Here is a 16,486-nt window from a genome sequence, read left to right as displayed (position 1 = left end):
GATTCAGAGTAGACCCGGAAGGTGGTTTTGGGCAGGGAGAGTGCGAACCCTCCCCGCCCGTACCGGAAGGAGGGGTTACCGCACGTGACCGTCACCGGTGACGATGTACTTGGTCGAGGTCAGCTCCGGAAGGCCCATGGGGCCCCGGGCGTGCAGTTTCTGGGTGGAGATGCCGATCTCCGCGCCGAAGCCGAACTCGCCGCCGTCCGTGAACCGGGTGGAGGCGTTCACGGCGACCGTGGTGGAGTCGACCAGCTGGGTGAAGCGGCGGGCCGCGGCCTGCGAGGTGGTGACGATCGCCTCGGTGTGGCCGGAGGACCACGTGCGGATGTGCTCGACGGCCTTGTCGAGGGAGTCGACGACGGCGGCGGCGATGTCGTACGAGAGGTACTCGGTCTCCCAGTCCTCGGGCGTGGCCGGTACGACGGTGGCCTTGGAGCCCTCGGCGAGGGCGAGGACCCGCTCGTCGGCGTGGACGGTGACGCCGGCCTCCGCGAGGGCGTCGAGGGCCCTGGGCAGGAAGGCGTGGGCGATGTCCTGGTGGACGAGGAGGGTCTCGGCCGCGTTGCAGACGCTGACCCGGTGGGCCTTGGAGTTGAGCAGGATGTCGACGGCCATGTCGAGGTCGGTCTGCGCGTCGACGTAGACGTGGCAGTTGCCGGTGCCGGTCTCGATGACCGGGACGGTGGACTCCTCGACGACCGTACGGATCAGGGAGGCGCCGCCGCGCGGGATGAGGACGTCGACGAGGCCGCGGGCGCGCATCAGCTCGCGGACCGATTCGCGGGACTCGCCGGGGACGAGCTGGATGGCGTCCGCGGGCAGTCCGGCGCCGCCGACGGCGTCCCGCAGGACCTTCACGAGGGCGGTGTTGGAGGCGTAGGCGGAGGACGAGCCGCGGAGCAGGACGGCGTTGCCGGACTTGAGGCAGAGGGCGGCGGCGTCGACGGTGACGTTGGGGCGGGCCTCGTAGATGATGCCGACGACGCCCAGGGGCACGCGGACCTGGCGCAGGTCGATGCCGTTGGGGAGGGTGGAGCCGCGGACGACCTCGCCGACGGGGTCGGGCAGCGCGGCCACGTCACGGACGTCGGCGGCGATGGCCCGGACGCGCTCCGGGGTGAGGGTGAGCCGGTCGATGATCGCCTCGCTGGTCCCGGCTTCGCGGGCCTTGGCGATGTCCTCGGCGTTGGCCTCGACGATCTCGGCGGTGCGGACTTCGAGGGCGTCCGCGATCGCCAGCAGGGCGTCGTCCTTGGCCGCGCGCGGGAGTGGCGCGATTTCGGCGGCGGCGCCACGGGCCCGGTAGGCGGCCCGGGTGACCGGGGAGAGGTTGTCGAGGGGCGTGAGCGAGGTCATGTCCGCAGGGTACTGGCACCCCTGCGGACATCCCTCACGTATCCCGCACTCCGAGACGTACGTCCCCGCCCACGAGACGCCCGCCCGGTGCCACCGGGACGTACGCCCGCGGTCACGAGACGTACGCGCGCCGGGGACGCGTCCACGCCGCTCAGTACGGGTGGACGCCGACCGGGGCTGCGGGAGGCGGGCCGTAGCCCTCCGCGATCCGCTGGTGGTAGGTCTCGCGGTCGATGACCTCCAGGCCGACGATCTCCCACGGCGGCAGTTTGGCGGTCTGCCGGTGCTCGCCCCACAGGCGCAGGGCGACGGCCGCGGCGTCGTGCAGGTCGCGAGCCTCCTCCCAGTACCGGATCTCCGCGTGGTCGTTGGCGTACCGGCTGGTCAGCAGGAAGGGGTGGTCGTGGGCCAGCTGTTCGAGCCCGCGTCGCACCTCCTTCAGCGGCGACTCCACACCCGAAACGCTGAGGGTGATGTGCCAGAGTTTGGACACGGGCTGTTCCCTGGCGCGTACCTCACGCGCCTCGCGAACCTCCCGTGCCTCGATGGTGGTCTCGGTCTTCCTGTCCGTGGACCTGTCCCGTGCCTCGTCGAAGTCGGCTCCGGCCTCGACACTGGTCAGGGCGCGTTCGGCAGTCCCTCGGGGCAGTGCCCCTGGGCGCGCTCGTCTCACCGGCGGCCTCCTGTGTGATGCGTGTGGTGCTGTACCCCGCCCTGCTCTTACCCCCGAGACAAAGTTGACCAGCCCGAGGCGGCACGTGGGGCGGTTTTGGGGAACGTCCCTTCCGGATGGCCGCACTTTCAGCCGTTTCGGGAGGGGCGCGAGGGTCAGCGGATGACGACCAGGTCGTCCCGGTGGACGACCTCGCGCTCGTACTCGGGCCCGAGGTCCTTGGCGAGCTCGTGGGTGGAGCGCCCGAGCATCCGGGGCATCTCCTTGGCGTCGAAGTTGACGAGTCCACGGGCGACGGCCCGGCCCGCGGTGTCGCGGAGCTCGACGGGGTCACCGGCCACGAAGTCGCCCTCGATTCCCGCGACTCCGGCCGCGAGCAGGGACTTCTTGCCCTCGACGACGGCTCGTACGGCCCCGTCGTCCAGGGTCAGGGAGCCCTGCGGGGTGGAGGCGTGGGCGAGCCAGAGGAGCCGGTCGGCGGAGCGGCGGCCGGTGCGGTGGAAGTACGTGCCGGTGTCACGGCCGCTGAGGGCGTCGGCGGCGCGGCTCGCGGAGGTGAGGACGACGGGGATGCCCGCGGCGGCGGCGATGCGGGCGGCCTCGACCTTGGTGACCATGCCGCCGGTGCCGACGCCCGCCTTGCCGGCCGAGCCGATCTCCACGTGGGCGATGGACTCCGGTCCTGTGACCTCGGCGATCCTCGACGTGCCGGGCTTGGCCGGGTCCCCGTCGTAGAGACCGTCGACGTCGGAGAGCAGGACGAGCAGGTCGGCGCGGACGAGATGGGCGACGAGGGCGGCGAGCCGGTCGTTGTCGCCGAAGCGGATCTCGTCCGTGGCGACGGTGTCGTTCTCGTTGACGACGGGCAGCGCGCCCATGGCGAGGAGCTGGTCGAGGGTCCGGTACGCGTTGCGGTAGTGGGCGCGACGGCTGGTGTCGTCGGTAGTGAGGAGGACCTGGCCGACGCGGACGCCGTAGCGGGCGAAGGAGGCGGTGTAGCGGGCGACGAGGAGGCCCTGGCCGACGCTGGCGGCGGCCTGCTGACGGGCGAGGTCCTTGGGCCGGCGGGTGAGGCCGAGCGGGGCGAGGCCGGCGGCGATGGCACCGGACGAGACGAGGACGATCTCCTTCTCGCCGCCGCTGCGGACCTTGGCGAGCACGTCGACGAGGGCGTCGACGCGGTCGGCGTCGAGGCCCCCGGAGGCTGTGGTGAGCGAGGAGGAGCCGACCTTGACGACGATCCTGCGGGCCTCCGTCACGTACTGCCTCGCCACGTCCGTACGTCCCGTCACCTGCGTCGTCACCTGTGTCGTCCTCACTCGGCTGTCCCGCGCGCCGCGTGCTCCCCGCCGCGGCTGCGAGGCAATCTACGCGAGCCTGGACGGCTGCCGCTCGTCCGTTTCGCTCCCTGGACCGGAGGCGGCGGTATCCTGCCCGGCGTTCCGGGGGACCAGGATCCGCTGCGAGATCAGGTAGGTGAACGGGATGGCGACGACGGCCGCGACGAGTGGCGCGATCCTGTCGTCCATGTGTGCCCAGGTGACGAGCGCGTACAGACCGACGCTCTGCACCAGGTAGTTGGTGACGTTGGTGAGGGGGAAGAGGGCGAACTTCTTCCAGGTCGGCCGGGTCCGGTAGGTGAAGTAGGTGTTGAGGAAGAAGGAGCCGATCATGCTGAGGAGGAAGGCGAGGGAGTACGCGGCGAAGTACGGCATCCACGGGTGGAGGAGCAGGTAACACCCGAAGAACGTGCCGGTGTTGACCCCGCCGACCAGCGCGAAGCGGAAGATCTGCGCGAGTCGCGCCCGCCGCCCGCGCGTCCCTTGGTCGAGGCCGTCCTCCCCGCCCATCAGTGCTCCCGCTCGGAGGCGGCCACGCCGATGCGCTCGGCGGTGGCGCGGTCGGCGGCCGGGCGGTCGAAGGAGCGGTGGGTCTCCTTCACGAGGAAGTGCGGACGGCGCTTGGTCTCGTAGTAGATGCGGCCGATGTACTCGCCGATCAGCCCGAGCATCGTCATCTGCACGCCGCCGAGGCCCACGATGATCGCGACCAGGGTGACGTAACCGGGAGCGGTGACGCCCTGGGTGAAGGCGGTGACGGTCACCCAGATCGCGTACACGGCGGCGAGGCCGGTCAGCATCATGCCGCCCCAGAGGGCGATGCGCAGCGGGCGGTTGTTGAAGGAGATCAGCCCGTCCATGCCGTAGTTGACCAGGGAGCTGAACTTCCACTTCGTCTCACCGCCTTCGCGTGCGGCGTTCTGGTAGTCGAAGGTGACGGTGTCGAAGCCGATCCAGGAGAAGAGCCCCTTGGAGAAGCGGTTGTACTCGGGCAGCGAGAGCAGGGCGTCGACGGCGGGGCGGGAGAGCAGACGGAAGTCTCCGACGCCGTCGGTGAGCTCCACGTCCACCCAGCGGTTGACGGCCTTGTAGTAGGTGCGGCTCAGAGCGCTGCGGAGCTTCTTGTCCCCTTCGCGCGTGCGTCGCGCTATCACCTGGTCGTGGCCCTGGTGGTGGAGGTCGAGCATGCGTCCGAGCAGCTCCGGCGGGTGCTGGAGGTCGGCGTCCATGATCACCACGGCGTCGCCCACGGACTTGCGCAGGCCCGCGAGCATGGCCGCCTCCTTGCCGAAGTTCCGGCTGAAGGAGGCGTACTGCGTGCGGTTCGGGTGCTGGGCGGCGATCTCGCGGAGCTTGCCCAGCGTGCCGTCGGAGCTGCCGTCGTCCACGTAACAGATCTCGTAGTCGACCGAGAGGGTGTCGAGCACCTGACGCATCCGTGCGTCGAAGAACTCGACGACGTCTTCCTCGTTGAAGCAGGGGACGACGACGGAAAGTTTGGTCATGGAACGGTCACTCCAGAGGAATGGGTAAGCACGCTCTGAGGGGCCGCCACCGGACTTTTCTCCAAGTGGCGCAAGGTGGCAAAAGGTGGTGACGGCCGTTCGGCGTGCCCCACGCGGCCGCGCCTGTCGGCATGTCGTCCACACAATAAGGCATGCGGGAAAGATCTTGGATCTGTGTGGCATTTCACCTATTTGTCACCTACCGAGGCGCACCCGAACCAGCAGGAGTTACCACCCGTGAGCAGGACCACCATTACAGAGCGCGGCAAGGTACCGGTGACGGAGGACGAAGCGGAGAGCGACGCCCCCGACGGGGAGGGATTCTCCCGGGCGCTGAGCGGGATCTCGCTCGTCGTCGCGGTCGGATCGGGGGCACTGCTCGCGGTCGGCGCGTTCCTCGGCCTCTACGTCCGCCCCACGTCCGACGACTGGTGCGCCCTCTGGAAGGCCCGGGACATGGGCGTCCTGGGGATCAGCGCGGACTTCTACACCACCCAGAACGGCCGCGTCACCAACGCCTTCCTCACCGGACTCATCTACGTCGACGGCATGCGGGGGGCGAAGCTGATGCCCGCCTTCCTGGTGGTGGCGTTCGGCGTCGTCCTCTTCTTCCTCGCCCGCGCCGCGCTGCGCGCCCTGGGCCGCCCCCGGCCCCCCGCTGTGCTCCTCGTTGCCGCCGTGGCGCTCTTCGAGGCACTCCTGTTCTTCGCGGGCACACGCTCGTACCAGGTGCTGCTCTGGGCCCCGGCCACGATCTCCCACACCCTGCCGAGCCTGATCGGCCTGGCGGCCGTGCTCGGCGCCGTCGCCGCGGCCCGCTCCCGGCGCCCGTGGGCCCGGAACGCCGCCGTGGCCATGGCGCTCCTGACCGGGCTGGCGATCGGCATGCTCAGCGAACCGTTCACCATGGTGGCCGGGATCTTCGCGGTCGCCGCCGGACTCGTCTGCCTCCCCCGCCTCGGCCGGGCGAAAGACTGGTACGTCACCACCTGGTGCGCCGCGGCCTGTGTCGGGCTCGCCGGGGGCCTCGCGCTCCTCTACACCTCCCCCGGGGCACGGTGGCGGCGCTCCCGGAACCCCGAGAAGCCGCTGACGCTCGCGGAGCTGGGGGAAACGTTCCACGACTGGTGGCGCATCTGGCAGACGATCATCGATCAGTGGGCGTACCTGGGAGTCGTCGCCGTCGGCGTCCTCCTGGGCCTGGGCATCGCCTTCGCCGGGCCGTCCGACGACCGCGACACCGCCGCCGGAGCGGACCGCCCGCGTCGGGTGTCGTGGATCGTGGCGCTCCTGCCGGTGCCGCTGATCGCCGTGGCGAGCCTCGGCGTCACCTACGGACTGCGCAGCGGTTACGGACCGGCCGGCTGGACGTACGGCCGGACCTGGACGAACTTCCTCGTCCCGCTGCTGCTCCTCCTCTGCGCGTACGGCGCCTGGGCCGGCCACCGGCTCGGGCGGCTGCTCCGGGCCCCGGGCCGCCCCGCCGCCCGCGCCGCCACGCTGGTCGCGGCGGGCGCGCTCGCCCTGGGCAGCGTGACCGCGCTGGTGCAGCCGGTGTACACGCTGACCGGACAGACGGTCCACCGCAGCATCGCCTGGGACCTTCAGAACGCCCGGATCCGCGCGGAGGTCGCGAAGGGCGCCACGGAGGTGACGTACCGCCCCCTGCCCATCGCCTCGCTCGCGGAACCCTTCTTCACGCGGGTGTACGCGCGGGACTGGGTGGCGCAGTGCGCGTCCCGGTACTACGGAGTGGAACGGATCCGCCGCCCCTGACCGCCCGGCGGACCGCCCGGCAGGCCGCCAGGCCGACTGCCCGGCCGTCCCGCCCTGCCGACCCGCCCGGCTCACCACCCGGCCGACCGCGCGCGATACGGTCGGACCCGACCGCCCCCCGGCAGTCGCGTCCGCCGCCCGCCTCGGCGACGCCCCCTTCCCTGTTTCCGCCCCGCGGAACCTGGAAAGGGGTGTGTTTCCCATCACTCCGTGCGGTCGGCCGTGCGAGGAGCTCGGAGCACCGTCCGGGCACGTGTGACCTGCGCGGAAGTCGTCGAACTGGAAACGCCCGTACGGGCGACTCCCGACACGCCCGGATGGTTGCCCTCACGGGTACGGTTCGCTGCGTCACGATCGGGTCACGGCACGCGCCGTATCGTCGGAAGGCACGACGAACCGGACGGGAAACACCAGGTAGCTTGGATGTGCCTGGAGGAATGACAAGTGGATCGAGGTGCAAGTGCCTGACGTCTCCGTGGTCGTCATCGCCTACAACGACGCAGAGCGTCTCCCGACGGCCGTTCAGTCGGTACTGGATCAGACTCTGCACGGCGTCGAAGTGGTGATCGTCGACGACTGCAGCAAGGACAGCACCTTCGAGGTCGCCCAGGCGCTCGCCGCCGCACATCCTGACCGGGTCAGGGCCTTCCAGCTGCCGCAGAACAGCGGCGGCTGCGGTGCGCCCCGCAACTACGGCATCCAGCAGTGCGCCGGCGACTACGTCATGTTCCTCGACAGCGACGACGTGCTCGAGCGCAACGCCTGCCGCAACATGCTGGACGCCGCGGAGAGCACCGGCTCCGACATCGTCGCCGGCCTCTGCGTCCGCGTGCACCTGGACAGCCGCAACCAGAAGAAGACCACCTGGTACCCCTGGCTGTACTCCAAGACCCGGACGATCGAGTCGATCACCGAGCTGCCGGACCTGCTGACCTTCGACACCTTGTCGACGAACAAGTGCTACCGCCGCGAGTTCCTCCTGGAGTCCGGGCTCGAGTTCCCGGTCGGCATCCACTACGAGGACCTGCTCTTCTCGGCCCAGGCCTACGTCGCCGCGCGCCGGATCACGCTCATCCCGAACACGGTCTACTACTGGAACGTGCAGGAGAGCGCCGCCGCCAAGTCGATCAGCAACCGGCGCCACGAGATCGCCAACTTCGTGCACCGCATGGAGATCCACCGCCGCGTGGACGCCCTGCTGGAAAGCAAGGGCTACGACGAGCTCAAGTACCGCAAGGACATCAAGTTCCTCAAGCACGACCTGGTCCTCCACTTCCGTGACCTGGCGCTGCTCGACGAGGACTACCGGCGCGAGTTCGCCGAGCTGGCCAACGGCTACCTCGACGAGATCGCCCCGCAGGCGTACGAGGAAGTGCAGCCCCTGCACGCCATCTGCGCCTACCTGCTGAGCAAGGAGGACTGGGACAACCTGCTCCCGGCCACCGAGGCGCTCACCAACCCGGGCCGCCTCACCTCCCCGCTCGCCGAGGTCGACGGCCAGATCTACTGGTGCGACCGGCACCTGGACACCGAGCAGGGCCGTCAGATCCTCGACGTCACCCCGCGCGGCTTCCACACCCGCCCGCTCAGGTCGCTCGCCCTCGGCAACAAGCTGACGTCGTACGAGAGCACCGACGGTGTCGTCAAGCTCGCCGGCCGCGTGGTCAACCCGCTGGGGCGGATCGCCCCGGACGCCGACATCAGCGCCGTCCTCGAGTTCTCGGCCCGCCGCAGCGTCGGTGGCAAGACCGCCCACATCCCGGTGACGTCGGTCCGACACTCCGGCCAGTGGATCGAGTGGGAGGGCACGGCGGACATCGCCCGGACCGTCCGCCCGCTCGGCATCATCGACGCCGTCTGGGACGTCCGCCTGATCCTCATGGTCGACGGCCAGCAGCTGCGCACCCGGGTCTCCGTCGGCGCCACCTCCCTGGAAAAGGCCCGCGCCCTGAAGATCCGCCCGCGGCTGACGACGCTGGTCTCCGACCGCTTCGTCCCCGAGATCACGAAGAAGGGGAACCTCTCCTACGTGCTCTCCGCCGAGGGCAAGGCGGCCGTGCACACCTCCTCGATGATCGAGGGCGCCATGCACGGGCGGACCGCCCAGCTGGCGAAGACGAGCCTGCGCCGCCTGCTCAAGGCGAAGAAGGACCTGAACTCGGGCGAGACGAAGCTGCGGGTCTACCACGACTTCTACAGCAAGCTGCCGATCCGCAAGGGTCTCGTGGTCTTCGAGAGCCACCTCGGCAAGCAGTACAGCGACAGCCCCAAGGCGATCTACGAGGAGATGCGCCGTCAGGGCGTTCCCTTCGACGCCGTGTGGTCCTACGCGGGCGCGAAGCCGACCGGCTTCCCCGAGGACGCCACGCTCGTGCAGCGCTGGAGCTGGCAGTACCTGCGGGCGCTCGCCCAGGCCGAGTTCTGGATCGACAACCAGGGATTCCCGCTGCGCCTCACCAAGCGCCCGGGCACCACGTACATCCAGACCTGGCACGGCACCGCCCTCAAGCGGATGGGCTTCGACGAGCCCAACACCAAGGCACGCGGGCTCGCCGCCCAGGCCTCCTTCCAGAAGTCCCTGGACCGCTTCGACCACTTCCTGATCCGGGGCGAGCACGACCGGCGCACCCTCGCGAAGGGCTTCCGGCTCCGCGACGAGGTGCTGCTGCCCGTCGGCTACCCGCGCAACGACGATCTCGCCGAGGCGCGCCGCCAGGAGACCGAGACCGGTGTCAGGGAGCGCGGTCCGCTCGCGGCCGAGCTGGGCATCGACCCGGAGAAGAAGGTGCTGCTGTACGCGCCGACCTTCCGGGCCGCCCCGGGCGGCAAGGTGCGAGCCTTCCAGGCCCCGTTCGACATCGAGGAGTTCGCCGAGCGCTTCGGCGACACCCACACCCTGCTGATCAGGACGCACTACCTGAACAGCGTGAGCCTGCCGCCGTCGGTCGCGGGTCGGGTCGTCGACGTCTCGCGTCACCACGACATCACCCCGATCCTCGCCCTCGCGGACGGGCTGATCACCGACTACTCGTCCGTGATGTTCGACTACGGGCTGCTCGACCGTCCGATGATCTTCTTCACGTACGACTACGACGAGTACGCCAAGGAGAACCGGGGCACGTACTTCGACCTGAAGGAGCGCGCGCCGGGCCCGGTCGTGGCCACGGAGGAGGAGCTCTTCGGAGTGATCGCCAACTTCAAGGACGAGGCCGACACCAAGTACGCGGCGGCCCGTCAGCGGTTCAACGCCGAGTTCAGCGAGTACGACCGGGGCGACGCGGCCCGTCAGATCGTCGCCAAGTTCTTCACCAGGAGCGGGAAGTGACCAACCAGACCCTCGTGTCCGGCGGCCGCGACATCTTCATCGTCTCCAACAGCGTGGACGAGATGGGCGGTGTGACCACCTGGACGCACCAGATGGCCCGGGAGTTCACCGACCGTGGCCACAAGGTCCACGTCATCGGCATCACTCCCGCCCCGGCCGGCCGGCAGCACGAGTTCCCGGACCCGCTGCCGTACGACACCACCACGCTGTACGACGCGCACCCGCCGCAGGCGAAGCCGCTGCGCGGTCTCAAGGGCAAGCTCAACGCGGCGGAGCGGCGGCGCAACGCCGCCCGTGCCGCCGGGATGCGGGAGCGCGCGGACCGGATGACGGCGCTCTTCGCCGCCGCCAGGCCCGGCGCGGTCGTGATCGTGACCCAGGTGTGGGCGATGGAGTGGGTCTCCCTCGCCGACACCAAGGGCCACGTGCTGATCGGCATGAGCCACGAGTCGTACGCGGCCAGCGCCGGGTCCTCCCGGCTCGCCCGTGTGAAGCGTTTCTACAAGGACGTCGACCGGCTCCTCGTCCTCACGCCCGGCGACGCGGACCAGTGGATCCGCGCCGGCATGGACAACGTCGGCCACATGCCGAACGCCCTGCCGTTCATGCCCTCGGCCCCGGCGCCGCGCAGCGAGAAGGTCGTCGTCTCGATCGGCCGTCTCTCGCACGAGAAGGGCGTCGACATGCTGCTCGACAGCTGGGCCGAGGTCGCCTCCCGTCACCCCGACTGGAAGCTGCGGATCTACGGCGCCGGCGACGAGGAGCAGCCCCTTCGGCAGCGGACCACCGCTCTGGGCCTCGACGGGTCCGTGGAGTGGATGGGCCGTACCAACGACGTGCTCGGGGCGCTCTCCGAGGGCTCCGTGTTCGCGCAGGCGTCCCGCGCCGAGGGCTTCCCCATCACCCTCCTGGAGGCGATGGCGGCGGGCGTGCCCTGTGCCGCGTTCGACTGCGCTCCCGGCGTCCGGGAGATCATCAGGGACGGCGAGGACGGGCTGCTCGCGCGGCTCGGCAACGCGATGGAACTCGGGGCGCACATCAGCACGCTGATCTCCGACAAGGAGCTGCGCGACCGGATGGGTGACGCCGCGTTCGAGAACGTGAAGCGGTACTCGGCCGACGAGATCACCGACCGCTGGGAAGCGCTGTTCACCTTCCTGGAGCGCTGACGGTCCGCACCGCAGCACCTGCCGCACCTGCCTACGAGAACGGGCCGGGGAGACATCTCCCCGGCCCGTTCTCGTACGCCCGTTCCTGTACGCCCGTTTCGGGTCAGACGGTGGCGCCGCGGCGGGCGACCCAGCCGGCCCAGGCCGAACCGATCATGTCGCGCACGTCGTAGCGGGCCTTCCAGCCCAGCTCGGTGGCGATGCGGTCGGCGGAGGCGACGACCCGGGCGGGGTCGCCGGCGCGGCGCGGGGTGACGAGAGGCTCGGCCGTGTGGCCGGTGATCTCGTTGATCAGCGCGACCATCTCGGTGACGGAGACGCCCTCACCGCGGCCGATGTTGACGGTCAGGTCGCGCGGCTCGCCCGCCTCGGCCCACTCCGCGAGCTTGCGCGCCGCGACGAGGTGGGCGTCGGCCAGGTCCTCGACGTGGATGTAGTCGCGGATGCAGGTGCCGTCGGGGGTGTCGTAGTCGTCGCCGAAGACGCGCGGGGACTCCCCCGCGTCGAGGCGCTCGAAGACCATCGGGACCAGGTTGAAGACGCCTGTGTCGGCGAGCTCGGGGGTCGCCGCGCCGGCCACGTTGAAGTAGCGCAGGCAGGCGGTGGAGATGCCGTGGGCGGCGCCCGCGGCACGGACCAGCCACTCACCGGCGAGCTTGGTCTCGCCGTACGGGCTCAGCGGCAGGCAGGGGGTCTCCTCGGTGACGAGGGCGACGTCCGGCATGCCGTAGACGGCGGCCGAGGAGGAGAAGAGGAAGTTGCGCACGCCCGCGGCGGCGACCGCCTCGAGGAGGACGGTGAGGCCGATGATGTTCTCGCGGTAGTAGTGCAGCGGCAGTTCGACGGACTCGCCGACCTGCTTCTTGGCCGCGAGGTGGACGACGCCCGTCACACCGTGCTCGGCGATCGTCCGGTCCAGGACCTCGCGGTCGAGGGTGGAGCCGACCACCAGGGGGACGCCTTCGGGCACCCGCTCCTCGTACCCCGTGGACAGGTCGTCGAGGACGACGACCCGCTCGCCCGCCTGCGTCATGGCGCGGACCACGTGTGAGCCGATGTATCCGGCACCGCCGGTGATCAGATAAGTCATAGCGCCCCAAAGCCTTTCACTGAGAACTGCGGACAAGCCGACGGAGCCGGGCTCCGACCGCGCGGAGCCCGTCGCGGGCACCCGGGGCGATCCGTACCGCCAGCGACCCGTTCGCCGTGTCGTACTCCTGCACAAGGAGTACACCGTACCGGGTGCTCGGAAGCACCGAACGCCGCGGGGAACCGTCCCGTGGGCGGAGCGAGGTGGTGTACGACTCACCATTCGCACAGGTCACCGTGACGGTGATGTCCCACAGCTGGACGCCCTGACGGCCGCGGCGGCGCCCCTCGTCGGCCAGTCCGGTGAACCGGACCGGGACGCGGGCGGTCCAGCGGCCCTCCGCCCCCTCTGCTCCGTCCGCTCCTGGCCCGGCGCGCAGCTCGACCCGTTCGGTACGGGCGGGCTCGGCGTCGCCGCGCGGCAGGAACGCGAGTTCGGCGGTGCGGGGGCCGGCCTCGGCGAGCCGTCCGTACAGGTCCCGCACCGTGAAGTGCAGGAAGCCGCCGGCGGCGTGCGAGACGGCGTCCACGACGAGCGGCAGTTCGTCGAGCGGCGACCGGTCCATGCCGTCGAGGCGGGCCTCCGGCAGGTCCTCGGCCCAGACGGCCGCGGCGGGTGTGCCGGCGTACGGCGGGAGCAGCCGGGCCGGGTTCGCGCACAGCCGGGACAGCCGGAGCAGGTCACGCGGCTCGTTCGCGGCCAGCAGGAAACGGGCCGTCCAGCGGGCGGGTGCGGCGGCGGCGGCGATCTCCGGCTCCTGGAAGCCGGCCAGGTGCTCGCGGGTGGCCGCCCACCACGCGGCCCGGTGGGCGGCGTCGCGCAGCCGCAGGTCCCTGGCGTACATCCGCAGGTCGTGTTCGAGGAACTTGGTGCGGCAGGCGGCGGCGAGTTCCTCGCGGCCCGCCTCGGCGAAGGTCGCGACGGCCGCGCGGTGGGCGGCGATCCGGTCCTGCCAGTTGGAGACGCCCTGTCGGTCGAGGGAGATCGACAACTGGGCGGCGGCCCGGCGGACGTGCCAGACGTAGACGGTGTCGGGGATCACGGCGACGCGGGGGGCGGCGGCGTACACCCGGGCGGTGAAGAGGAAGTCCTCGTAGACGAAACGGCCGTCGGGAAAGCGGATGCCGTGCTCTTCGAGGAAGGCGCGGTCGTACACCTTGTTGACGCAGAGGGTGTCGTGGACGAGGGGGCGCAGCTCGTCGGGCGTCTCCAGGACGGTCGGCTCCCGGTAGAGCTCGGGCTGCCAGCGGACGTCCCTGCCCTCGGGGAGTTCACGCCGTACGCACACGCCGACGGCCACCGGTGCGCGGTGCCGCTCCGCGGCGGCGACCAGGGCCTCGGCGGCGCCGGCGGGCAGGACGTCGTCACTGTCCAGGAACATGACGTACGGGGCGGTGGCGGCGCGGATGCCGTCGTTGCGCGGGGTACCGCAGCCCCCGCTGTTCTCCGTGCGGCGCACCACCCGCAGCCGGGGGTGCAGGGCGGCCAGCTCGTCGAGCACCCGCGCCGTACCGTCACCGGAACAGTCGTCGACCGCCACGACCTCGGCGACCACGGGGCCCTGGTCGAGCGCCGACCTGATGGCCTCACCGACCAGCGCCTCGTCGTTGTAGGCGATGACGACGACGCTGAGCCTGCCTGCGGTCTCGGTCGTGGGGGCGGTACTCACACCAGGATCCTACGGGAGCGCCCCGCCCCGACCGCCGGCCGGACCGAGGCGCCCCGGCTCCGCTAGAACGGGTCGAACTCGTCGAACTCGCGCTGCGGGTCGTCCCGCTCCGCGTCGCGGTCGCGGCGGCGCTGGGCCGCCGGACGCGGGGCCTCCAGGCGGTGGGCAGAACCCGCTACCGGCCGCCCTCGCACGGCTCGGCCCCGAGGGGCCTCACCGGCTTCGGACGGCTGCGCCGGACTCCGTCCGTCGGACCGGCGCGCCGCCCCGGCTCCGCTAGAACGGGTCGAACTCGTCGAACTCGCGCTGCGGGTCGTCCCGCTCCGCGTCGCGGTCGCGGCGGCGCTGGGCCGCCGGACGCGGGGCCTCCAGGCGGTGGTCCTCACCGCGGCGGCCGAGCATCTCGGCGCCGGCCATCATCGACGGCTCCCAGTCGAAGACGACCGCGTTCTCCAGGGCGCCGATCGCGACGCCGTCGCCCGCGCGGGCGCCGGCCTTCATCAGCCGGTCCTCGACGCCGAGGCGGTTGAGGCGGTCGGCCAGGTAGCCCACGGCCTCGTCGTTGCTGAAGTCGGTCTGGCGGACCCAGCGCTCCGGCTTCTCGCCGCGCACCCGGTACACCTCCTCGGCCTCGTCGTACGTGACCGTGAAGCCCGCGTCGTCGACGGCCTTCGGGCGGATGACGATACGGGTCGCCTCCTCCTGCGGCTTGGCCGCGCGCGCCTCGGCGACGATGCCGGCGAGCGCGAAGGAGAGCTCCTTGAGGCCGAGACGGGCCACGGCGGAGACCTCGAACACCTGGTAGCCGCGCTCCTCCAGGTCCGGGCGGATCATGTCCGCGAGGTCCTGGCCGTCCGGGATGTCGACCTTGTTGAGCACGACGACGCGGGGCCGGTCCTCCAGGCCGCCGTACTGCCGGAGCTCCTCCTCGATGATGTCGAGGTCGGTCACCGGGTCACGGTCGGATTCGAGGGTCGCCGTGTCCAGGACGTGCACGAGGACCGAGCAGCGCTCCACGTGGCGCAGGAACTCCAGGCCCAGGCCGCGGCCCTGGCTGGCGCCCGGGATCAGGCCCGGCACGTCGGCGATCGTGTAGACGGTCGAGCCGGCCGTGACGACGCCCAGGTTCGGGACGAGCGTGGTGAAGGGGTAGTCCGCGATCTTCGGCTTGGCGGCCGAGAGCACCGAGATGAGCGAGGACTTGCCGGCGCTCGGGTAGCCGACGAGCGCCACGTCGGCGACGGTCTTCAGCTCGAGGACGATGTCCCGCGCCTCGCCGGGCTCGCCGAGGAGCGCGAAGCCGGGGGCCTTGCGGCGCGCGGAGGACAGCGCCGCGTTGCCGAGGCCGCCGCGGCCGCCCTGGCCCGCGACGAAGGTGGTGCCCTGGCCGACCAGGTCGGCGAGCACGTTGCCCTGCTTGTCGAGGACGACGGTGCCGTCGGGCACGGTCAGGACCAGGTCCTGGCCGTCCTTGCCGGAGCGGTTGTCACCGGCGCCGGGCTGACCGTTGGTCGCCTTGCGGTGGGGCGAGTGGTGGTACTCGAGGAGCGTGGTGACCGCCTGGTCGACGACCAGGGTCACATCGCCGCCGCGGCCGCCGTTGCCGCCGTCGGGGCCGCCGAGCGGCTTGAACTTCTCCCGGTGAACGGAGGCGCAGCCGTGGCCCCCGTTACCCGCGGCGACATGCAGCTCGACGCGGTCCACGAAGGTGGTCATGGTTCTGTGCCTCCAGTTACTTCTGGGTGGAATGTCTATCTAGTAACACGCGAAAGGCGGACCCGCTTCCCGTACGGGAAGTGAGGTCCGCCTCCGCAAAGATCCGATCAGGCGACCGGAACGATGTTCACGACCTTGCGGCCACGGTGGGTGCCGAACTGCACCGAACCGGCCTGCAGGGCGAACAGCGTGTCGTCGCCGCCACGGCCGACGCCGGAGCCCGGGTGGAAGTGGGTGCCACGCTGGCGGATCAGGATCTCACCCGCGTTGACGACCTGACCGCCGAAGCGCTTCACGCCGAGCCGCTGGGCATTCGAGTCGCGCCCGTTCCGGGTGGACGATGCGCCCTTCTTGTGTGCCATGTCTCAGTCCCTCTTACTTCGCAGCCGCGGGGATACCGGTGACCTTGATCGCCGTGTACTGCTGGCGGTGACCCTGGCGACGGCGGTAGCCGGTCTTGTTCTTGTAGCGCAGGATGTCGATCTTGGCGCCCTTGTGGTGGTCCACGACCTCGGCCGTGACCTTGATGCCGGCCAGGACCCACGGGTCGCTGGTCACGGCGTCGCCGTCGACAACGAGCAGGGTCGAGAGCTCGACCGTGTCGCCAACCTTGGCAGTGGAAATCTTGTCAACCTCAACGATGTCGCCGACAGCAACCTTGTGCTGGCGACCACCGCTGCGCACGATGGCGTACACGCGGATCTCTCTCTCACTCGGGATCGAAACCTCTGAAGCCAGCCGCTCACACGGACCCGAGGGCCCGCGGCGTTCCGGAATCGGACGAGCGGCCTCTCCCGACGAGCGGGAGGGAGTTGCTCAGAGGCGCGGCGCGTCTATAGACACGCCGACGGTCTAGGTTACGGG

The 16,486-nt window shown here is 70.8% G+C and carries 13 protein-coding genes; 3 read left to right on the top strand and 10 right to left on the bottom strand.

What is annotated here, in order from left to right; genetic code table 11:
• Positions 1 to 75: 75 nt before the first annotated feature.
• From ACIRB7_RS06930 to ACIRB7_RS06910, 5 genes are all read right to left on the bottom strand, one after another.
• Positions 76 to 1,359 (bottom strand): glutamate-5-semialdehyde dehydrogenase, encoded by a 1,284-nt coding sequence (locus ACIRB7_RS06930; protein ID WP_403593415.1) that lies wholly within the window; start codon positions 1,357 to 1,359, stop codon positions 76 to 78.
• Positions 1,360 to 1,510: 151 nt separating this feature from the next.
• On the bottom strand, positions 1,511 to 2,032 hold the full coding sequence (locus tag ACIRB7_RS06925; protein ID WP_403593412.1) for a hypothetical protein: 522 nt from the start codon (positions 2,030 to 2,032) through the stop codon (positions 1,511 to 1,513).
• Between the two features lie 155 nt (positions 2,033 to 2,187).
• Positions 2,188 to 3,291, bottom strand: a complete 1,104-nt coding sequence (gene proB, locus ACIRB7_RS06920) for a glutamate 5-kinase (protein ID WP_403594382.1) — start codon at positions 3,289 to 3,291, stop codon at positions 2,188 to 2,190.
• A gap of 108 nt (positions 3,292 to 3,399) precedes the next feature.
• Positions 3,400 to 3,882, bottom strand: a complete 483-nt coding sequence (locus ACIRB7_RS06915; RefSeq protein ID WP_403593409.1) for a GtrA family protein — start codon at positions 3,880 to 3,882, stop codon at positions 3,400 to 3,402.
• Positions 3,882 to 4,877, bottom strand: coding sequence for a glycosyltransferase family 2 protein (locus ACIRB7_RS06910; RefSeq protein ID WP_403593406.1), 996 nt, complete (start codon positions 4,875 to 4,877; stop codon positions 3,882 to 3,884). The genes ACIRB7_RS06915 and ACIRB7_RS06910 overlap by 1 nt, the downstream gene beginning before the upstream one ends.
• Before the next feature lie 237 nt (positions 4,878 to 5,114).
• On the opposite strand from ACIRB7_RS06910, the gene ACIRB7_RS06905 reads away from it, so the two are divergent.
• The 3 genes from ACIRB7_RS06905 (at position 5,115) to ACIRB7_RS06895 (ending at position 11,147) form a co-directional block, all read left to right on the top strand.
• A complete protein-coding gene (locus ACIRB7_RS06905; RefSeq protein WP_403593403.1) occupies positions 5,115 to 6,653 on the top strand; it encodes a DUF6056 family protein in 1,539 nt (512 codons plus the stop codon).
• A 454-nt stretch (positions 6,654 to 7,107) separates the two neighbouring features.
• Complete coding sequence (locus tag ACIRB7_RS06900) at positions 7,108 to 9,978, top strand: CDP-glycerol glycerophosphotransferase family protein (protein WP_403593399.1); 2,871 nt, start codon at positions 7,108 to 7,110, stop codon at positions 9,976 to 9,978.
• Positions 9,979 to 10,040: 62 nt separating this feature from the next.
• A complete protein-coding gene (locus ACIRB7_RS06895) occupies positions 10,041 to 11,147 on the top strand; it encodes a glycosyltransferase (protein ID WP_403594379.1) in 1,107 nt (368 codons plus the stop codon).
• A 103-nt stretch (positions 11,148 to 11,250) separates the two neighbouring features.
• Here ACIRB7_RS06895 and galE read toward each other — a convergent pair whose 3' ends face one another.
• The 5 genes from galE to rplU all read right to left on the bottom strand — a co-directional run bounded on the left by galE (position 11,251) and on the right by rplU (position 16,318).
• A complete protein-coding gene (gene galE / locus ACIRB7_RS06890) occupies positions 11,251 to 12,237 on the bottom strand; it encodes a UDP-glucose 4-epimerase GalE (protein ID WP_351209990.1) in 987 nt (328 codons plus the stop codon).
• Positions 12,238 to 12,253: 16 nt separating this feature from the next.
• Positions 12,254 to 13,906 (bottom strand): glycosyltransferase family 2 protein, encoded by a 1,653-nt coding sequence (locus ACIRB7_RS06885; protein WP_403593396.1) that lies wholly within the window; start codon positions 13,904 to 13,906, stop codon positions 12,254 to 12,256.
• Positions 13,907 to 14,182: 276 nt separating this feature from the next.
• Complete coding sequence (gene obgE, locus ACIRB7_RS06880; RefSeq protein WP_403593393.1) at positions 14,183 to 15,622, bottom strand: GTPase ObgE; 1,440 nt, start codon at positions 15,620 to 15,622, stop codon at positions 14,183 to 14,185.
• Positions 15,623 to 15,729: 107 nt separating this feature from the next.
• Positions 15,730 to 15,984: a 50S ribosomal protein L27 gene (rpmA, locus tag ACIRB7_RS06875; protein ID WP_030317577.1), complete on the bottom strand. Its 255-nt coding sequence runs from the start codon at positions 15,982 to 15,984 to the stop codon at positions 15,730 to 15,732.
• Between the two features lie 13 nt (positions 15,985 to 15,997).
• On the bottom strand, positions 15,998 to 16,318 hold the full coding sequence (rplU, locus tag ACIRB7_RS06870) for a 50S ribosomal protein L21 (RefSeq protein WP_015033583.1): 321 nt from the start codon (positions 16,316 to 16,318) through the stop codon (positions 15,998 to 16,000).
• Positions 16,319 to 16,486 lie beyond the last annotated feature (168 nt).

It is taken from the genome of Streptomyces sp. NPDC093795, assembly GCF_044764665.1.
Taxonomy (GTDB): domain Bacteria; phylum Actinomycetota; class Actinomycetes; order Streptomycetales; family Streptomycetaceae; genus Streptomyces.
This window is presented reverse-complemented; position numbering and strand designations above follow the sequence as displayed.